Raw genomic sequence first — 18,831 nt, 5'->3', positions numbered from 1 at the left:
ATTTACAATTTTTAGCAGGTTGATTCAGTTACTTCTGCTTTTTCTTCTCTTTTCTGACAGACTTTATTGATCAGATAAAATACGAGTGTGCCGGCAAAGATGATCCCGATGGCTAAATAAAAGGCATACACCTTTGTGCCCGTCGCATCAGAAATCAATCCAGTAACCGATGGCACCAGAACGGAAGCAGACATCCCAAAGAAATTAAACACGCCATAAGTAGTAGCGACACTCTTCTTTGGTGCGAACTGCCCTAACCAAGAAATGATGATCGGTTCCACCGCTAATTTGCCTAAAAAGCCATAAGCCATAATCCCTACTACTAATAACGTTTGATTAGACGTCGTGATAGTCAGGAACAAGACACTGGCAGCTAAAAGCTCCAACAGGATGATGATCGTTGTTTTCTTATGAGGTATCTTATCAGCCATTCGACTAAAAAACAGCGCTCCCGGGATTGCCGTAAAAAAGACTAACGAAGAAGCAATCCCGATCGCAGTCCCTTGAAAGCCTCGTTCCGTCTCTAAAAAGTTAGGCAGCCAGGTATCAATTAAATAATAAGTATACAAGGTGGCGAAATACAGGACATACGCTGCGATCATCGGCAGCTTAAAGAGATCTTTGATGGAACCTTTTGTCTGGGAGGTGCTGGCAGCTTCCGGTTTACTAACGATTTTTTTTTCACGAATAAACTTTTTGAAGACCACAAGCATTCCTACGATCAAAATTGCGGTCATAAATAATAAGAATTGCCACGGTAAGATTCCCTCACCAACTAAAAAACTCGAAGAAATCAAACCTAACCCGCTTCCGACAGCCGTTCCGCTATTTACGATGGCCGTTGCGAGGCTTTTTTTATCTGCGGGCACATATTCAGTGGTTAAAGAATACGCTACACCATAATAAGTTCCGCAACCCAACCCTGCCAACACACTGCCAATAAAGACCGTCGACAAACTAGCAGCAGTCCCGACAATCAATGTCCCTATTCCAAAAAGCAAAAAGCCGGGAATCAGGATTCTTTTTTTGCCAAAGCGGTCTACAAGAATCCCTGATGGAATCTGCATACTCACATAGCCTAAAAAATAAAAGCTTGAAATTGTGCCTAATTCCGAATCTGTTGCTCCGCCAAAATAGTCGCTGATGATCGGATAGATCGGCGTCAAAACCATCCGGTAAATCCAAATCACGATCCACCCTGCAGTCAAGACAAAGATAATCTGCTTCCAATAGGGAGCTCGCTTTTTTGTTACTGATTCTTCCATTTTTACGTCCTCCCTTAAATCAAAAATCTCGATGGACTGTACTTAGCTCAGCACAGTCCATCGAAGCTGCTGATGGCTATTTTTTAATAAACGCACCAGGAAATTCTGCAGTAACACCATCTGCTTGGCTATAAATTGATTCGCCTCGCAAAATAGTTTGAACAACTTGCGCACCAATTTCACGTCCGATGTAAGGACTGATCTTGTTGCGGTATTCTAAATCTTCAGCTTTTAAAGTATATGGCGCATTTGGCTTGATCAGCACAAAGTCGGCATCTTTACCGATACTGATCCGGCCTTTAGAACCCAAATCATAACGATCCGCTGGGTTTGCTGCGATGATATCCGCAAACATTTTCAGACTCATACCGCGTTTTTGAACCCCTTCATCGTACATAACGTCGACATTATTTTGTACACCTGAGATACCGCCCCAAGCTTCAAAGGCATTTTCTTTGTCCTTCAAATCTGGTGTACAAGGTGAATGGTCAGATGTAACAAATGAGATTTCACCTGATAATACTTTTTCCCACATTGCTTCGCGAGTATCCAAATCACGGATCGGCGGTGAACATTTCACTACTGGTCCAATAGCATCCAACTCATCAGTATGGAAGTATAAATAGTGAGTACACGTTTCACACGTCACATCCACACCTTCAGCGCGCGCTTTAGTTACTTCTTCTACGCCTTCTGGGCAAGCCACATGGCAGATATGGATTCGACAGCCGGTTTCTTTTGCTAAAAGGATCGCGCGGCGAATCGGTTCTACTTCTGTAAATACTGGACGGCTTTCTACATAAGCCTTCAGCGTTGTTTCACCGTTCTTATACGCAATTTCGCCTAATTTATCAGTAATCGCTGCATTTTCAGCATGAATTGCCAGCACTTTGCCCGTTTCAGCAATTTGCTTCATTCCTTCATATAAAGAATAATCATCGACATTCATAAAATCGCCATCGATAGTACGATCACCGCAGGTCGCCATAAAGCATTTGTATGCTGCTACACCGCCATCTTTCAGCTCTTGAATCCCGCCTTTGAGATTTAACGGAGTCAAACCGCCAAAAGATGCGACATCTGAACGCAGCTTATTTTTGCCTGCTTCATATTTGATGTTCAAGCTTTCAGCATCTGTCGTTGCAGGGACTTGGTTCAATGGCATCTCCATAAATGAAGTAACGCCGCCTTTCGCACATGAAGCTGTACCGGTTACGTAGCCTTCCCACTCATCGCGGTACCCGCCGCCAGGATCTGTGATATGCACATGAGCATCCACCATTCCCGGACTGACAACCAAGCCAGCAGCATCGATGATCTTGTCTCCCTCTAGATCTTTCCCGATGGCAACAATGACCCCATCCTTGACCGCGACATCTGTTTCAATTTCTCCATTTTCTAAAATTACTAGGCCGTTCTTGATAACTAAATCATGATTCATTCTGTGTTCATCCTCTCTTAAAATAATTTAATCAAAAGCCTCTTCGGTTGCATCCTTAGAGCCTAATTTCCTTAAAACGAAATAGATAACAAATGCGCAAGAAAAACCAACTAACCATGATACATTTGAAATTGCCTGCAAAGCTGGAATGAATTGCCCGCTTAATGAAACGATTAAAGCAATAATCGTTGCGATGTAGGCCTGCCGATTTAATCCGCGATAAACATTTTTGGTATTGTCTTCTTTTGGATCAATGTAAAGAGCATCCAAATTGATCGTTTGCTTTTTGATGAAGAAGTAATGAGCGATCATAACGCCGGCGACGGGTCCTAAAACTGCACCAATCGAGTTTAAGAAAATGAAGATACTGTCGGCATTTTCCATTAATTTCCAGGGCATGATCACATAGCTGATCACGCTGGCGATGATGACGCCTTTTTTATAATTGACCTTTTTCGGGAATAAGGCTGAAAGCTGGTACGCGGCCGGAATAATATTCCCTGTAGCATTTGTCGAGATCGTCGTTAATAAGAAGACGGTCATCGCAATAATAACCGCTGGGAAATTATCCCATCTCTCAACAATGTTCAACACATTCCATTCTTGGATTCCGTAATGAATTGATCCGCCAATCAGAATTGCGACACTTGAAAAAGCAAAGATCAAGTAAGCGACAAGTAAACTGGCCATCTGCCCGATCGTTTGATCTCTAGTGGACTTGGCATTTTGAGTAAAATCAGAAACACTCGCTCCTGGTGCCGCCCAAACGGCTAACACTGAATTAATGATCATAAAATAAGCGAAAACGGGATTGATGCTTTGCGTTACGCCGCTAGTGTCAAAGGACATGATAGCGCCGATCCCGCCAGCAGCTCGGATCGCCCAGATTGCCATCCCGCCAAATACGATGTAAATGAGCGGACTTAAAATCGCTGTAAACTTGTTCAAGATGTTGCCGCCGCCGATGCCGATCAGCATGTTGATCGCCCAGAAAAGGGTAAAGGCAATCAAGCCGGGAATCCCGATTCCAAAAAAGCTGGTTGATCCGCCGAGTGCTAAAAAGCCAGGCCAAATTTTTCCAATCAATACTAAAAGTGCAAGAGAACCTGTATAATTCTGTAACCCAAACCAAGCAATCGCTGCTACACACCCACGTAAAAATCCTGGCAGCTTTGCCCCAACATCACCATAAGTCGATCGTAAATGAAGTGCGAAGGGAATTCCGTATTTCGATCCCGCCCGCCCATTCATCGTCATGAAAAGAGCAACGACTAGCGCACTGATAACTAATGCCATCATGACATTGATCGGTGATAAACCTAAGAATAAAAATCCGCCGACCGCAGTATAATTAGGAATATTGTGCACGGAGCCCATCCAAAGAGTAAAATAGTTTTTCATTCCCATATTTCGCTTCTCTGGTGTCTTAGGCAACATGTCATCGTTGTAGCCTCGCTCTTTAAAGCGGGCAACTTCTTCTTCTGAAACCTGATAATCTGTGTTTTCCACTATTGCGCCTCCTTTTTCCTCTGAAACTTGACTTTAATAACTTTTGTTACCAACAGTGTAAGCGTTTCAAAAACTCAACGCATTGGCTGAACCTACAAAAGCGCTTACATCGTTTTGTACAGGATAGACAATCAAACGGCAGACTGTTGTGACTAAGTTAAAGCACTAAAAATAATAGTTATGTAAACATACGCTTTTTTTAAAAGGAACCTATTTAATACTTCACTAAATATTAAATAGGTCCATTTGTATCGTATCTTTTTTATAAAGGTTTATAGCTGGCTATTTGCTTTTCTAAGATTGGATAGTAGAAATAGGCATGAACCTGCGATCAATAGAACGATCGCAATGTAAAAGCCCATCACTTTGGAGCCTGTAGCATCTGAGATCGATCCGGTCAAGGTTGGAGCAATAACTGAAGACATCATTCCAAAGAAGTTAAACACACCTAATGTCGTTCCAATTCCGACCTGCGGCGCATTCTCCCCTAACCAAGAAATAATGATCGGTTCAACAGCTAATTTACCTAAGAATCCGTACATGATTAATGCAATCATCAAAAAGGTCGAGGTTGAAGACTGCACCGTAATCAGCAGCATCACTGCCGCTAAGATCTCTAAAATGACGATAAAGCGAACCTTTTTATCCATATATTTGTCGGCTAAGCGGCTGAAGAACAATGCTCCAGGAATCGATGCGAACGCTACTAGAGAAGAAGAAAATCCGATAGCGGCACCTTGAAATCCCCGTTCTGTTCCTAAGAAATTCGGCAACCAAGTAACAGTCATGTAATACGCGTAACACGTAGCAAAATACAAAATATAGGTAAACAGCATGGCTGGTGATAACAGTGACTTCATTGAAACAGCCTCTTTCGGCTTCTCTTCCACTTTTTCTTTCGGCTGATTGAAGGCTACATCATCTTTATTGCTGCGAATAACAATACTGAAGGCGCCCAACATCACTAAGGTCATTGCCATTGAAATGTACATCATGATTTGCCATGGAAGACCTAATTGAACAACCAGGTAACTGGAAAGGATCATCCCCAGCCCTGATCCAACGGCAGAGCCGCTATTAACGATCGCCGTAGAAAAGCTTTTCTTTTCCGCTGGAATATTTTGCGAAGTCAGCGAATAGGCAGAGCCGTAGAAAGATCCGCAGCCGATCCCTGCGATAAAACTGCCAAGATAAATCATCGAAATCGTTGACGCTTGGGAAATTATGAATGCTGCTAAAGCAAAAAATATAAATCCTGGAATAAGTACTTTCTTTTTCCCAATCTTATCAACTAAAAAACCAGCAGGAATCTGCATAATGACATACCCCAAGAAATAGAAGCTCGAGATGGAGCCTAAAGCTGTATCTGAAACGTTTCCTCCTAATGAGGCATTGATCTGTGGATAGACTGGTGATAATGCTGAGCGATAAATCCAAATCGATACCCACCCAGAGCAAAGTAAAATAATGATTTTCTTCCAATACTCCATACCGATTCGTTCTTTATTCATTTCCATCATTCTTCCTCCATGACGTTCGTTTATAATTATAGGATAGGCAATGTATCCCTTTTCATTGCCCATCCTCATTGTAAAATTTTGTATGGTTAGATACATTGACACTTGAAACAAATGTAAAAAAAATTTTGTGCAAACTAACCAAATTTTTCGTATCGCTTTAGTTACACTTCATAAACCTTCAAGGCAGCCTTAACTGCTTCACCTTTATTGATTGTCGCGCCATAATAAATCAACGCAGACTCCAAAGCGCCTAATACCTGTAGAACATTTTCCCGGCGACTGCTGTAGCCCATATTCCCGATGCGCCAAACTTTTCCCTTCAAATCACCAAAGGATGAAGCAATTTCCACGCCAAACACTTCTAGCAGCATATTGCGGATCGCTTCTCCGTCATCTGCCCCTTCAGGGATCAAGATCGGTGTAACTGTCGGCATTTTTGTTTCCATATTACCGAAGAAACCTAGCCCCATCGCTTTTATCCCTGCTACGATCGCTTCATCATTCAATTTATGACGAGCCCAGACATTTTCGATCCCCTCATTGATCATTGTCCGCAAACCTTCATGCAGGGCATAGATCATAGTGGTTGCTTCAGTATGATGATTGATACGCTCAGTATTCCAGTAGCGCTGCAGCTGACTTAAATCTAGATAGTTGCTGCTGATATGGTTTTCATTGCGATCCACTTTGCTTAGCCCTAACTCTTTTTGATAACGGGTGGTAAGAACCTTTTCCACGCGGTCATTATAAGTAATTAAGGACATCCCTGATGGCACACTGACGCATTTTTGCGTTCCGCCGATCGCAATATCGACGCACCAGTCATCAACAAAAATCGGCACACCGCCATAAGTCGCGACCATATCAACTACAAAGAAGATATCTCTTTTACGACAAGCAACCCCAATTTGATCCAACGCCTGCATTTGTCCATTAGCAGTTTCACCGTGAACCATCGCAACGATTTTTGGCTCAAAGTCATCAATTGCTTGGATGATCTCAGCTTGCTCAAAAGGCGCGGTCCAATCTTTTTCGAGATACTTGATTTCGGCTTTGGCCCGTTCACAAATTTCTCCTAGTAAATACGCGAAGCGGCCATAAACAGGAATCAAAACCTTATCGCCTGGTTCGATCAAAGCGATTAATGCAGCTTCTAAACCAGAGCGCGATGTTCCATCGATGGCAAAAGCCTGCTCATTTTTTGTTCCAAAGGGTACTTTGATCATTTCTTTGACATCATCCATGATTGTTAAAAAGGCTGGATCGAACTGACCTAAAATCGTTGAACTCATCACTCTCAAAACATTTGGATGAGCTTCGACAGGTCCGGGTGTCATAATCGTGCGGCTTGGTATTACTAATTCTGAAAACATAAAAATCCCTCTTTTTCTTTTATTTGTTTGTTTTGCACAAAAACTTAATTCTAATGGTTAAAATAGCTAACTCGCTCTTGTTAATCCCCGCTGCGTTGAATATACTTTAAGCTAGGAGGATGCTATGAGAACAATACTTGATTTATTACAAATTCCGCGTTTTTCTGACTTGATCCTGCTAACCAATCCTGATTACGCAAACTTGCAGGTAGACAGCATTGAAATCAGTGAAACGCCAGATATTTCTTTCTATATTCCTGAAAAAACCTTTCTATTGACTACCGCGATGATTTACCGTGATGATCAAAGCAAAATATTTGAGCTGATTGATTCGCTTCAGGAAAAAAATGCGGCCGGACTAGGTATCAAGGTCGGACGCTTCATTGATGAAATCGAACAGCAGGTCATTGATTATGCTAATGAAAAGCAGTTTCCGATCGTTCAAATCCCGATTTCGATCCCATTAGGCAGTTTGCTCCATCAAATGCTGAATTTGTTGTGGGATAAACAGACGGAGCAGTTAAACTATGCTCTAGATATCCAACGCCGTTTTTCCAATATGCTGGTAAACGACGTAAGCATCGCACGCTTTATTTCTGATTTTGGTCGGTTAATCAATACTCCTGTGATTTTGGTAGACCCTTATCAGCGTGTTCATGCGGCATCAAAACATTTTTCAAAAACGACTAAACCCGCAGAATACTATATTGATCAACTCAAATTGGAAGACCCTAATTTCGTAAATAAGAAGGAAGGTTCCACTTTGATCAAGGATTTGGATCAGAAAACGTTTTTGGTCTCCTATTTTTCTGTGGAGCCGAATCACTATTTTCCTCACTCTTTAGTTATTCTTAATCCAGAGAAAATTCCTTATCCCGTATCAAATTTTGCCTTGGAGCAAGCGGCCCTAGTATTGTCCTTTATGCTGTATAAAAATCAAAAAATTCAAGAATCTTATGATGTTTTGAAAACGGATTTTTTGACCCGCATGATCGAGATACAGCAGGCACCGAACCAAGAACCTCGTGATTGGCTGGATTCAGGTGCGACTTATGGACTTGTCAAAGCACGGCATTATCGCGTAGTTTATGTCGCTTGCCAGCAAAAGGAACAGCATTATTCGAAAATCAGATACCAAGAAGAAGTCAGTCAATTAGGCTTCAACTGGCTAAGCGATAAGCTTGAGCATCATATCAAGGATGTCACCTTATTTAAGGTCAAAGATACGGCTCACTATGTCATATTGGTGCAGCACAAGCAGGAAAATCTGGAAAATATCTTAACTGCGGTTGCTACAGATTTGTTTGATCGGTTAGAAATCCAACTGAGATTCGGTATAGGGACGATTTACGACGCCATTGATGATATTGCGAAATCTTATATTGAAGCAAAAACGGCTTTCGAAGAGATGCAGCTGCTCTCAACGGTTCCTTTAACCTATCAATATCAGCAAAAAGGCATGCGCAGTCTTTTCGAGAAGATGGGCCCTTCGGATATTACCTATTTTTGTGAGATCACGTTAAAGGATCTTGCCTACCCCAAAGAGGACTCCTTGATTGAACTGCGAAAAACCTTGAAATACTACCTCGATTTTCATTGTGAAATTGCACGGACAGCCAAAGCATTGTTCGTTCATCGCAATACGATTAAATACCGAATCGATCAATGCAATGAGATTATCGGAAAAAATATCCATGATTCCGGAGTCAGTCTTGATTTGCGTTTGGCTTTAGAGCTTTCAGAGGAAGATAATTTATAAACACCTTTAGGTACACGAAAAGTGGGCGTTTTACCCAACTATTCGTGTACCTGCTTTGCCTAATAACGCTTGGTCTGCTTCTTCCAATGCACAAATGATTGAGGTTTTACCTTGGCGCGCAAAGTGAATCGCTGCTTCAATCTTCGGTCCCATGCTGCCGTCAGCAAAATGACCGTCCTCAAAATGTTTTTGGGCAGTTTCCGGTGTGATCGTCTCTAATTTTTCTTGGTTTGGTTTGCCGTAATTAATGTATACATTGCTAACGTCTGTCAACATCATGAAGACGTCGGCATCGACTTGCTCAGAGAGCTTCTTACCAGTGCGGTCCTTGTCAATAACAGCTTCAATTCCATTTAGATGGCCATGTTCATTTCTGGAAACCGGAATGCCTCCGCCTCCGCCAGCCACTACGATGGTATTCTGGTTCAATAGGTTTACAATCGAGTTCACGCCATGGATCGTTAAAGGTCTAGGCGATGGTACAACTCGGCGATAACCGCGACCAGCATCCTCCATCATCTTCCAATTGCGTTCTCGTGACATTTTTTCCGCCTCTTCTTTTGAATAAAAGACGCCGATTGGTTTCGTTGGTTTTTGGAAGGCTTCGTCGTCTGCAGACACTTCGACCTGCGTTAAAAGAGTCACGACTCCGCTAGTCAAACCTTCTTCTTCGATCTTGTTCTTGATCGTTTGCTCCATTAAGTAACCGATAAATCCTTGAGATTCTGCGTTGCAGACATCTAAAGGAAATGGCGGTACAATGTCTTTTGCTTCTTCATTTTGCCGTAGAATATTTCCTACTTGCGGCCCATTCCCATGAGTCACCACGATCTGATAATCAAGCTTTTCAATTTTTGCAATCATTTCAGCACTTATTTTGATGTTTTCTAATTGTGCTTCGACTGTTTCAGCTTGACCTGGTTTTAAAATGGCATTCCCGCCAAGAGCAATCACTACACGATTTGCCATGTTCTTCCTCCTACTTTTTTGAATACTGCTAAGGCAAGGCATGATGGTATCCATGCCTTTGCTAAATTCCAAAGCAGTTAATTTATTCCGTAAATTTTCTTATTGCTCACTCCATCAGCTTCATTGAACCAATAAAGAGTTCTAGTAAAGCCTGCTAAAAAATCGGCCCCTGAAGTATGTCCTGTTTTCAAAACAGTTTGGATAGCTTTTTCCAGCTGACTGTTTGGAGTCAACAAAGCTTCTTGCAAGCTTAAAACAGATTGATTAAAGCGCTGATTCAAGCTGCACAGCAGATAATGCTTGCTGACATCAGTGGTCAAGTCTTCTACCGCAGTCATTTTGGTACGCAAGTAGGTTTGCAGCTTCTGATTATTTTTCCCCATTAATGAGCGAGCAGCGAAATGCCCGATAATCATGTCATCTCCAGAAGGCGTCAATCCAGGACCTCGTCCGATTAAAAAGTGCAGTGCTTGCCGCTGCTGAGACAGCTGTTCAGAACACAAATCATCAATTGCGGATACAAATCGATGATTACTAGAGAAAATCAAACTCAATTCTTCCTGATAGCCGGTTTCTTTGGCAAGCCTTCGAATGCAGCATTCGTAATCGGTCCAAACGGATTCTTCAATCCTATTTGTTTGTTGGCTTTGAAATGTCTGATAGCCTTTTCCAGATAAGAGTAATTGGCTTTTTCCAAATCGAAGAGTTTGATTTTGGATAATTAAACAATCGTCGATCTTTATTTCTGCTGACAGTGTGTTGAAATCTGCTGTTTTTAAGTAGATTCCGTTTGGGACCACAGCGCTTTGTTCAGTCGAAACGACAGCTAAATGCTGGCCCGTTTCGTCTTGAATATTAAAGCTGCTGCCAAATTTGCTGTGAACACGCCACCAGCTTTTGGGAAGTGAACGATTATATATTTCTTGATCAAAACAGCAGGCCTCTATCAGCATCGCATTTCTCTCCTTATTCGTTGAATCCTAATTTCTTGGCATAAGCTAAAACGGCTTTCTCGAAGCAATCAATCGGCGGTGTTACAGTCCCCGCTCCAATTTGTCCTAAACCAGCTTTTTTATTGGCTATTCCAGTATTGATTACTGGTAAAATACCCGTTTCCACTACTTTTCGCGCATCGATCCCTAAACAGATTCCTTTGAAATCCCAAGTTGGGACAGGAAAATTCGGGTTGCTGTCGATACAGATTTCAGTCATCTCATTACTAGTATTTAAGGCATCATAAAAGCCGCCGGAGCCGACAAAACGAGTAACTGCCGGAGCTGCGATCATCGCCATGCCGCCAACACCAAAGGTTTCTGTGATCGCACTGTCCCCCATATCCGGTGAGGCGTCTGCTTCGCTGAATCCTGAGAAGTACAAGCCTTTTGGTGTATTAACAGGACCGGTAAACCATTCGTCCCCCATCCCTGCGATCCGGATTCCAAATTCATAGCCATTGCGGCACATCGCTGTAACGATCGTTCCTTCTTGAATTTTTCTGGCACCATCCATCACGGCTTTGGCTGAAGCCATCATGATGTTTAGGAAAAATTGATCCGTATCAGCTAAAAATTGAATGACTTCTTGTTTTTCCTTTTCGAAGCCCTCAAGTGAAACGATAGCCGGAGCAACTTCTTTTAAGAAAGCCAGCGATGCCGCGATATTTCTTTGATGGAATTCATCCCCCATTGAAATCGCTTTGGCAACTAAGACATTGACATTTAAGCCGTTTTCCATTGTTTTCAAGGCAGCACTCAAAACGGGACCTAAAGTATTTTTCATCCAGTGCAAGCGATCGACCACTTCAGCTGAATAAGCTCCAAAGCGTAATACTGCACCAATTCCTTCATTCATCGTGCAGTACGCTCGATTACCGTCAGTTTTATTTTCTACTACCAATACGGCCATATTGGCAGAGGTAATTCCTCCCATTGGACCTACTGCATCAACATGATGACAAGGAATCAGCTTTACTTCGCCAGATGTTAATTGCTGGCGCACCTCTTCTTCTGTTTCGCCCCATCCTTCAAACAGCGCTGCACCGACGCAGGCTCCTTGGATCGGATCGATCATCTGATCGTAACGAATCGGCGGTCCGGCATGTAACAAGACCTTGCCTTCATTTAGTTCAGTGATTACTGACTTCGCAGGTACTACATCTAATAAGAAAGGAGAACCGGCTACAATTTTTGCGGCGACCGCTTGGTTTGCTTCATCAATTGTTTTATACACTTTTCATTCTCCCCCTAATTCAATTCTGCTTTATTCAAAAACTGTAATGCTTTTTGCAAGGTGATATTGCCGCCAGCAACCGGCTGCCAATCAAATTGAACCGCCTTGCCGTTATGACTTGTGATCGCATCGGAAAAACTGCGTAAGCCAATATTGATGAAGGCATCATTGGTCAGCAAGCGCATCATCTCTTTGGAAGGAATTACTGTTGCTTTGCCGCTGGATTTCTTCGGTAAGACTTTTCTTTCCGGAAGAGTTAACGGATGACCAAGTATTATTAAAGCTAGTTTCACTGCCTGGGCATTGCTGTTACAAAGGATCGTTCCGGCTTCTGTTAATATTTTTTTCTGTTCAGCCATATTTTGCGGATCTTCATCCGTACCGACGATTGTTGCGATAACGACTAATTCACGGCCGGCTGAGGCTGCCTTTTCTTTGATCTCTTTGATCGTTGGAGCTAATTCCTTTGCCATATTTTCGTGAGAGCCGTAGCCCAGCACATCATCTAGCAAAATCACTGCAGTAGTTGGATCATCCGCGGCTTGAGCCAGCATTTCTTGTCGTTTGCTTGGATCGATCATAGGATGCGGCTTTCCTTGGGTGTAGATATCATCGCCCAAATCAATAATCTCGTGAACGCCATCCTTCAGGATAAAGCCAGCTTCTGCTTCTTTTTCATCCTTCAATCCAAGTGCACGCTTCATTAACATGGCCGCTTCATAGGCTAAGGTTCCGCCAGAGTATAGTCCTTTGATTCCGGTCTGTCCTGCGGCAAATTGATAGCATGGATCTTCTAACGCAGTATTTTTTTCTACTACTTCTTTGCCGTGCATCAGTTGCACAGCAATTTCGGCTGCCTCTTCTAAGGTATAGGCCCGATAGAGATTTTCTTCGTGATCAGTCGGATCTTCTCCTAGAAAAATAGTCACGACGGGTTTTGAAGAACTTCTTAATAAATCAAGCACCTCATCACGAACGCTTGGTGCAGGTGGTTTTGAAATCACGACGATCACTTTTGTATCAGGATCATTCTCCAGTGTTGCGACGCTATCCTTCAAAGTGATTCCGCCAACTTCGGCCTTCAAATCGCGTCCGCCGGTTCCGATCGCATTAGTTACGCCGCCGCCAAGTTTATGAATCAATGTTGTTACTTCTTGGATACCTGTGCCAGAAGCGCCTACGACTCCGATACTTCCCTTGCGCACAGCATTCGTAAAGGCTACAGGAATACCGTTGATAATCCCTGTACCGCAATCTGGTCCCATCAACAATAGCCCTTTTTCATGAGCCATTTGTTTCAATCGGACTTCATCTTCTAGTGCTACGTTGTCGCTAAAACAGAAAACGTGCTTGCCTTCATTTAAAGCATGTTCAATTTCTAATGCTGCGTGTGTGCCTGGAATTGAAAAGATTGCAACGTGAGCGTCTTCACCGAGTTCCAATGCTTTATCCCAAGTTTTTACAGTTTCCGTTCCTTTATCGTTTCCGCCTTTGCTTTGCTCGGCTAAAAATTCGTCGATCGTGTTTAAGACGTCTTGGATCAGCTGCTCGTCTTTGCCGTCAATCTCTAAAACGATCGCCATGTCATTGGAGGATGCTTCTTCAAGTTCTGAAGTATACAGTCCGCCAGTTTTAAAAATATCTTTATTAGCAGGTGTGCCCATCATAACTGAAGCCTTAGTCACTCCAGCCAGCGTATTTAATCGATTAGTTAGTAACATCAATACGATCGAATCTTGATAACTATTTTTTTGAATAATCGTGTGTAACACTTGATTCCCTCACTCTCTTTTATTTAGTTGCAAAACTTCCAGTTTTTCCATATTGATCAAAATGGATCGTATCTCTTTCCAAATAATCTAAGACTTGTTTCGCAACAGGAATTCCCTCAGTCATATACTGGTCGTATTTGACTTGATTGGTTTCACCTGGATAGTAGACTTGATTAAAACCAGTTGCTGGAGCGATGTCATGTAATTCTTCAATCATGGTTTCGATACTGTGCTTAAAGCTTGGCAGATCTGTAAAACGTCTCGGGTCAATCAAGATAAATAATTGCCCAAGATTTCTTTTTTCAGTCAGATCGCTATACATAGAAGAAACATTTTTTCCAAATGGCAGACCTAAGAGCATGCCGGATAAGACATCCACCATCATCATTAAGCCAAATCCCTTTGGTCCAGCCATCGGCAGCAGGCCATTGACTTCATGAGGATTCGTTGTGGGGCGTCCGTTCGCATCAACCGCCCAAGTATCCGGGATATCTTGATTTTTAGAACGAGCGTCTAATATTTTCCCCCAAGCCTGAACCGTGGTTGCCATATCAAAAACAATCGGTGCTCCATTTTCCCTAGGCGCCGCGAATGCGATTGGATTGGTTCCAAAATAATTTTCCGAACCGCCAAACGGAACCACCATCGGATCAGATTGGCACATGGAAATGGCGATCAAATTTTCTTCGGCTGCACGTTTTACATAGTAGGAAAGTGCGCCGCAATGACTGATCCGTTTGACACCCACGATTGCTGCACCGGATTCTTTGGCTTGATCAATCGCGTACTCTAAGGCTCGAAGCGCTACGTATTGTCCAACGCCATTATCTCCGTGAACAATCCCCGTACTTGCGCCAGTCCGCTCAAAGGTAATCTGGGGATCAAGCGTGACTCCGCCTTTAGCGATACGTTCCGCATAATAATCTACCCGTACCGCACCGTGTGAATGGATGCCGCAAGCATCCGCAAAAACTAAATGTTCTGCCACCGTATCGGCATGCGTCTCTTTTAAACCGGCCTGTATTAATTTATCTTGAATTAACTCGTGTAATCTTGCTGGTTGAACAGTCATTGTTTCTTCCATCGTACAAACTACTTCCTTTTTTTAAATTTCAGGGTCACGATTGCAGTCTTTTGAGTAGACGTATTTTAACGGCTCATCTCTTCCGACTGCGTAAGCCGCTTGATGAACATAAGCGCTCATAAAGATGTAATCCCCTTTTTCCACCGGCAGCCAATTATTATCCAAATTGTACATACCTTTTCCAGAAAGCAGATAAGCTCCGTGCTCCTGATAATGCGTCTCGATATAGCCGTGGCTTGCGCCGGGTTCAAAAGATAAAATATGAAAATTCATATCAAAGCCAAGGTCCTTAGGTAAAAAATCCCAAAGAAGGACATCGGTCATTCCTTCATAATGGATTGGCTCCAGTTCATTTACATTGCCGACTACTTTATAAGCATCATGATCTGCTAGTGGCTGATAACGCTTTTTATATAAGAAGAATTCGGTATCTTCTTCTTGGGCATTTGCTAAAAACATTTTTTCTCCCGCTGGTAAATAAACATAACCGCCAGAGATTACGGTATGACTTTCTTTGCTGTCGCTTACCTTCAGCTTTCCATCGATTACGTAAACTAAGGTCTCAACGCCTTCGCCGCCGAAGCCCAGTTCATTTTTGCCATCCTTATGGAAAGTCATGATGTAATCTACAAAGCTGGCACCCAATTTCGGAGAGCCTAAGATTGAACAATCACAATTCTCAAATCCTGGAATGACGTTGTTGACCAATCCTTCATGGGGAAGGACAGCGTAATTATTTTTTTTGATGACCGCTCTTGATTCTAGTAAGCCATCGATATAGCCAATATTATTATTCTTGTAACCCATTTTTTCTCCTCTTTCCTACTCTTTGTATGCCAACTCATAGAGTGCCTGTGTTAAAACCTCCACTCCGGCAACAAGGTCTGCTAAGTCCGTCGCTTCTGCTGGATTGTGGCTGATTCCCTTGATACTTGGTACAAAAATCATCGCGGTTGGATAATGCGGTGCAATGACTTGGGAATCGTGGCCTGCTCCGCTATGCATCACCTTGTATTTCATTTCTTTAGTTTTTGCAGCTTTTTCGACTACTTCGACAACGCTCTCGTTCATTGGAACCGGCGTTTCATCCATCCAAAGATCAATCTCCAAGGTTAATCCCAGCTCGCTAGCGACCTCTTTCATATATGCTTCAGCTTCTTTAGTGAATCTGTTCAGCTCATTGGCATCAGTATGACGGCAATCCATCGTAAATAATACTTCGCCGGGTACAACATTAACGGTATTCGGTTTAGGCTCAACCTTGCCAAAAGTAACCACGAGCGGATCGCCTTCTGCAAATGCCCGATCAATAATCCCCGAACAAATTTTGGAGAAGCCGTAAACTGCGTCGCGGCGGTAGCCCATTGGTGTTGTGCCCGCGTGATTAGCCTCGCCTCTTAGCACAAAGGTGTAACGCTTTTGCCCGGCAATATTGTTCACGACACTGATTTGCAGCTTTTCATTTTCTAAAACATTTCCCTGTTCAATGTGGATCTCAACAAACGCTTTGATATCGTCGCGTCTGGTTTTTGCTTCTTTGGCAAAGTCAAAGCCCTGACGACGCATTTCATCAACAAATTTCAATCCTTCAGAGTCAGCAATATCCTCCACCTGTTCTCTGGACGCTTCGCAGACGAAGTTTTTACTGCCCCAGAAGACTGTTGGGAAACGACTGCCTTCTTCTTCGGCCATTGAAATAACTTCTAATGAACGCAAAGGCTTGCCATAGGTTTCTAATAATTGCTGAACTGCAAGATAAGCGGCCATTACGCCGAACTGACCATCTAACGTCCCGCCGTTGACTACGGTATCGATATGCGAACCAGAAAGAATCGTTTCCTCAGGATATTTTGTTCCAGTCACCCGGCCAAATAAATTTCCGATTTCATCATATGAAGTCTCCAGCCCGATTTCCTGCATGGTACCTTCAACAAATTTTTGTGCCTCTAACCAAGAATCTGAATAGAGCAGCCGCGTCATGCCGCCTGTTGGATCACTACCTATCTGTGACAATGCCTTGATATTATTATCTAAACGTTTTTCTAAAGTCATTCCATAGACCTCCTTTGATTAGTAAACTCATTGTAAGCGCTAATAGTTCGAAGTTCATTGTTCATAAGTGACAAAAATTGATATTCATTTGTGCCAAAGCACTGTGAATTACCTTCAAATGATTTTCTATAATTAGGATAGAAGGAAGGGATTTTATGAGTACACAGTGTTTTATCTATAAAAATTGGGAGCAGCTCTCGTTAAAGGCTTCTTTTTTTCCGGCTGCTAAGACAGCTGCAAAAAATAGAACGATTCTTTATTTTCATGGCGGCGGCTTTCTTTTTGGTGAGCGGGAGGATCTTCCTAAGCCCTATCTTGAACTTTTTTTAGAAAGTGGATTGAATGTTTTGTCGTTTGACTATCCGTTGGCGCCGGAGATACCGTTGTCTGAGATAGTTGATTGTCTTGAAGAGGCTGTCAGGTGGTTCTTAGAAAATTATCAGACTCAATTGAAGCTATCAGAACCGGATTTTTTCTTATTCGGACGATCGGCTGGGGGCTATTTAGCTTCCATTTTAACTACTAATAATTATGAACACCAGCGGGGATTGATCCGTTTTTACGGGTATCATCATTTTGACCATTCGGATTTTGTTTTGCCAAGTGCTTTTTATCAACGTTTTCCGAAAGTCCCGCCTCTAATCGCGCAGCAATCTATCAAAAAAAGACCAACAATAGATGGCAGTTTAGCAGAACGGTTTTCGCTGTATCTGTCTGCTAGACAATATGGAAATTGGCTCAGCTATTTAGGTCCAATCACGAATAAACTAACAGTCAATACTGAGCAACTGGAAGAGTTTCCGCCTGTATTTATGGCTCACTGTCAGAAAGATCCCGATGTTCCGATCGACTCGTCGCGACAACTATCAGAAGCTGTTGAACATTGCCTATTCCTAGAATTGGATCTGGTCGAACATGATTTTGACAGAGAGGAAAACTCAGTGGCGACCGAGGTCTATCAAAAATTGATTAGCTGGCTCAATGATCAAATACAAGATGGACAGTAATTTTTGAATCAAAAAAAGTTCCAATTCTACTATTATATATAGTAAAATTGGAACTTTTATTTTAATGCTTGTTAATCAACTATATTCCGCGATAAATTGATTGATGGTCGCTGCAACTTCTTCGGCGCTGGAGCCGATGGCCGGGTGCCCTGGTTTTTCAAAGATTTTGAATTGTCCTTGAACAACTTCGCCAACGATGGCTTGGTACTCCCTTTCGATATTGGGCCGAATCATTTCATCTCTTTTTGTAGCGGTCAGAAGTAATGGTGCTTGTAAGATTTGCAGGGAATCAAAGAACAGCTCTCTTCGGGAAATGATCAAGCGCCACATAGAGTCTGTGTCTCTTTCGACCACTTCCTTCCAGTCCTCCCCAATGCACCAATGATAAAATTTTGAGGCTTCAGGATCGGCCATTGTTGATGAACGTTCGGCTAATAATGCTTCGTCAAAGCCGTCATGAAATGTTCGTCCGTCGAAGCTGTCGGCGGTGACGGTCGCAATAAGATCGGGTCTTAGAAAAGCTGTGTTGATGGCTACCCAAGCGCCGCCGCTAGTTCCGACTAAATTGGCATCACGCAGGTTTAAATGCTCCAGTAAAGCAATCGTCTGACGGGCTTCATCTTTCCAAAGTTCTGTGGGAAATTTATCCAACCGATCGGACTGGCCATAGCCTAAAAAATCAATCAAAATGACTTGAAAGTTCTTATAAAGAGGCAGCATAGGAGTAAATAACTTTGAAGACGAGGTATTTCCATGCAAAAATACAAGCGGCTTTCCTTCTCCGATTGTCTCGTAAAAAATTTTCTTTCCTTTGTAGCTAAAGAAACTCATTACAATCCCTCCTTAAAGCT

15 protein-coding genes are annotated in these 18,831 nt (G+C 42.6%); 2 read left to right on the top strand and 13 right to left on the bottom strand.

The annotated features are described in order from the left end of the window. Window positions 1-11: 11 nt before the first annotated feature. From FFR60_RS02005 to FFR60_RS01985, 5 genes are all read right to left on the bottom strand, one after another. Window positions 12-1,265, bottom strand: a complete 1,254-nt coding sequence (locus FFR60_RS02005) for an MFS transporter (protein ID WP_137662780.1) — start codon at window positions 1,263-1,265, stop codon at window positions 12-14. A gap of 76 nt (window positions 1,266-1,341) precedes the next feature. Then, the gene (allB, locus tag FFR60_RS02000) at window positions 1,342-2,706 is read right to left on the bottom strand and encodes an allantoinase AllB (protein WP_137662779.1); all 1,365 of its coding nucleotides are present in this window, start codon (window positions 2,704-2,706) and stop codon (window positions 1,342-1,344) included. Window positions 2,707-2,733: 27 nt separating this feature from the next. Then, window positions 2,734-4,215 carry an allantoin permease gene (gene allW / locus FFR60_RS01995; protein WP_137662778.1) on the bottom strand — a complete coding sequence of 494 codons (1,482 nt, stop codon included), beginning with the start codon at window positions 4,213-4,215 and terminating at the stop codon, window positions 2,734-2,736. Window positions 4,216-4,487: 272 nt separating this feature from the next. Beyond that, window positions 4,488-5,732 carry an MFS transporter gene (locus tag FFR60_RS01990; RefSeq protein WP_137662910.1) on the bottom strand — a complete coding sequence of 415 codons (1,245 nt, stop codon included), beginning with the start codon at window positions 5,730-5,732 and terminating at the stop codon, window positions 4,488-4,490. Window positions 5,733-5,896: 164 nt separating this feature from the next. Then, complete coding sequence (locus FFR60_RS01985) at window positions 5,897-7,108, bottom strand: pyridoxal-phosphate-dependent aminotransferase family protein (RefSeq protein WP_137662777.1); 1,212 nt, start codon at window positions 7,106-7,108, stop codon at window positions 5,897-5,899. A gap of 124 nt (window positions 7,109-7,232) precedes the next feature. Between FFR60_RS01985 and FFR60_RS01980 the strand changes: the two genes are divergently transcribed. Further along, the gene (locus FFR60_RS01980) at window positions 7,233-8,867 is read left to right on the top strand and encodes a PucR family transcriptional regulator (RefSeq protein ID WP_137662776.1); all 1,635 of its coding nucleotides are present in this window, start codon (window positions 7,233-7,235) and stop codon (window positions 8,865-8,867) included. Window positions 8,868-8,897: 30 nt separating this feature from the next. Here the strand turns inward: FFR60_RS01980 and arcC are convergent, their stop codons facing one another. The 7 genes from arcC to allC all read right to left on the bottom strand — a co-directional run bounded on the left by arcC (window position 8,898) and on the right by allC (window position 16,973). Further along, window positions 8,898-9,836 carry a carbamate kinase gene (gene arcC, locus FFR60_RS01975; protein ID WP_137662775.1) on the bottom strand — a complete coding sequence of 313 codons (939 nt, stop codon included), beginning with the start codon at window positions 9,834-9,836 and terminating at the stop codon, window positions 8,898-8,900. 77 nt (window positions 9,837-9,913) lie between these two features. Next, complete coding sequence (locus FFR60_RS01970; protein ID WP_137662774.1) at window positions 9,914-10,789, bottom strand: oxamate carbamoyltransferase subunit AllH family protein; 876 nt, start codon at window positions 10,787-10,789, stop codon at window positions 9,914-9,916. A gap of 13 nt (window positions 10,790-10,802) precedes the next feature. Beyond that, window positions 10,803-12,065, bottom strand: a complete 1,263-nt coding sequence (locus FFR60_RS01965) for a YlbE family protein (RefSeq protein ID WP_137662773.1) — start codon at window positions 12,063-12,065, stop codon at window positions 10,803-10,805. 14 nt (window positions 12,066-12,079) lie between these two features. Continuing rightward, window positions 12,080-13,837: an acyl-CoA synthetase FdrA gene (gene fdrA / locus FFR60_RS01960; protein WP_137662772.1), complete on the bottom strand. Its 1,758-nt coding sequence runs from the start codon at window positions 13,835-13,837 to the stop codon at window positions 12,080-12,082. Window positions 13,838-13,856: 19 nt separating this feature from the next. Beyond that, window positions 13,857-14,921 carry an ureidoglycolate dehydrogenase gene (gene allD / locus FFR60_RS01955; RefSeq protein WP_137662771.1) on the bottom strand — a complete coding sequence of 355 codons (1,065 nt, stop codon included), beginning with the start codon at window positions 14,919-14,921 and terminating at the stop codon, window positions 13,857-13,859. A gap of 21 nt (window positions 14,922-14,942) precedes the next feature. Beyond that, the gene (gene allE, locus FFR60_RS01950) at window positions 14,943-15,728 is read right to left on the bottom strand and encodes a (S)-ureidoglycine aminohydrolase (RefSeq protein WP_137662770.1); all 786 of its coding nucleotides are present in this window, start codon (window positions 15,726-15,728) and stop codon (window positions 14,943-14,945) included. Between the two features lie 15 nt (window positions 15,729-15,743). Then, complete coding sequence (allC, locus tag FFR60_RS01945) at window positions 15,744-16,973, bottom strand: allantoate deiminase (RefSeq protein WP_137662769.1); 1,230 nt, start codon at window positions 16,971-16,973, stop codon at window positions 15,744-15,746. Between the two features lie 155 nt (window positions 16,974-17,128). Here allC and FFR60_RS01940 point away from each other — a divergent pair, with 155 nt between their 5' ends. Further along, a complete protein-coding gene (locus FFR60_RS01940) occupies window positions 17,129-17,980 on the top strand; it encodes an alpha/beta hydrolase (RefSeq protein WP_137662768.1) in 852 nt (283 codons plus the stop codon). A gap of 75 nt (window positions 17,981-18,055) precedes the next feature. Here the strand turns inward: FFR60_RS01940 and FFR60_RS01935 are convergent, their stop codons facing one another. After that, entirely contained in the window at window positions 18,056-18,811 is a 756-nt protein-coding gene (locus FFR60_RS01935) for an alpha/beta fold hydrolase (RefSeq protein ID WP_088935088.1), read from the bottom strand. Window positions 18,812-18,831 lie beyond the last annotated feature (20 nt).

The organism is Enterococcus hulanensis (genome assembly GCF_005405485.1).
GTDB classification, from domain to species: domain Bacteria; phylum Bacillota; class Bacilli; order Lactobacillales; family Enterococcaceae; genus Enterococcus_A; species Enterococcus_A hulanensis.
Note: the sequence above shows the minus strand (reverse complement) of the source record. Positions and strands in the feature narration are given on the sequence as shown.

Coding starts and splice junctions, on each gene's coding strand:
- FFR60_RS01940 (WP_137662768.1), top strand. CDS start 17,129: ATGAGTACACAGTGTTTTATCTATAAAAATTGGGAGCAGCTCTCGTTA.
- allE (WP_137662770.1), bottom strand. CDS start 15,728: ATGGGTTACAAGAATAATAATATTGGCTATATCGATGGCTTACTAGAA.
- allD (WP_137662771.1), bottom strand. CDS start 14,921: ATGGAAGAAACAATGACTGTTCAACCAGCAAGATTACACGAGTTAATT.
- FFR60_RS01990 (WP_137662910.1), bottom strand. CDS start 5,732: ATGGAAATGAATAAAGAACGAATCGGTATGGAGTATTGGAAGAAAATC.
- FFR60_RS01985 (WP_137662777.1), bottom strand. CDS start 7,108: ATGTTTTCAGAATTAGTAATACCAAGCCGCACGATTATGACACCCGGA.
- FFR60_RS01935 (WP_088935088.1), bottom strand. CDS start 18,811: ATGAGTTTCTTTAGCTACAAAGGAAAGAAAATTTTTTACGAGACAATC.
- allC (WP_137662769.1), bottom strand. CDS start 16,973: ATGACTTTAGAAAAACGTTTAGATAATAATATCAAGGCATTGTCACAG.
- FFR60_RS02005 (WP_137662780.1), bottom strand. CDS start 1,265: ATGGAAGAATCAGTAACAAAAAAGCGAGCTCCCTATTGGAAGCAGATT.
- FFR60_RS01980 (WP_137662776.1), top strand. CDS start 7,233: ATGAGAACAATACTTGATTTATTACAAATTCCGCGTTTTTCTGACTTG.
- allB (WP_137662779.1), bottom strand. CDS start 2,706: ATGAATCATGATTTAGTTATCAAGAACGGCCTAGTAATTTTAGAAAAT.
- arcC (WP_137662775.1), bottom strand. CDS start 9,836: ATGGCAAATCGTGTAGTGATTGCTCTTGGCGGGAATGCCATTTTAAAA.
- FFR60_RS01970 (WP_137662774.1), bottom strand. CDS start 10,789: ATGCTGATAGAGGCCTGCTGTTTTGATCAAGAAATATATAATCGTTCA.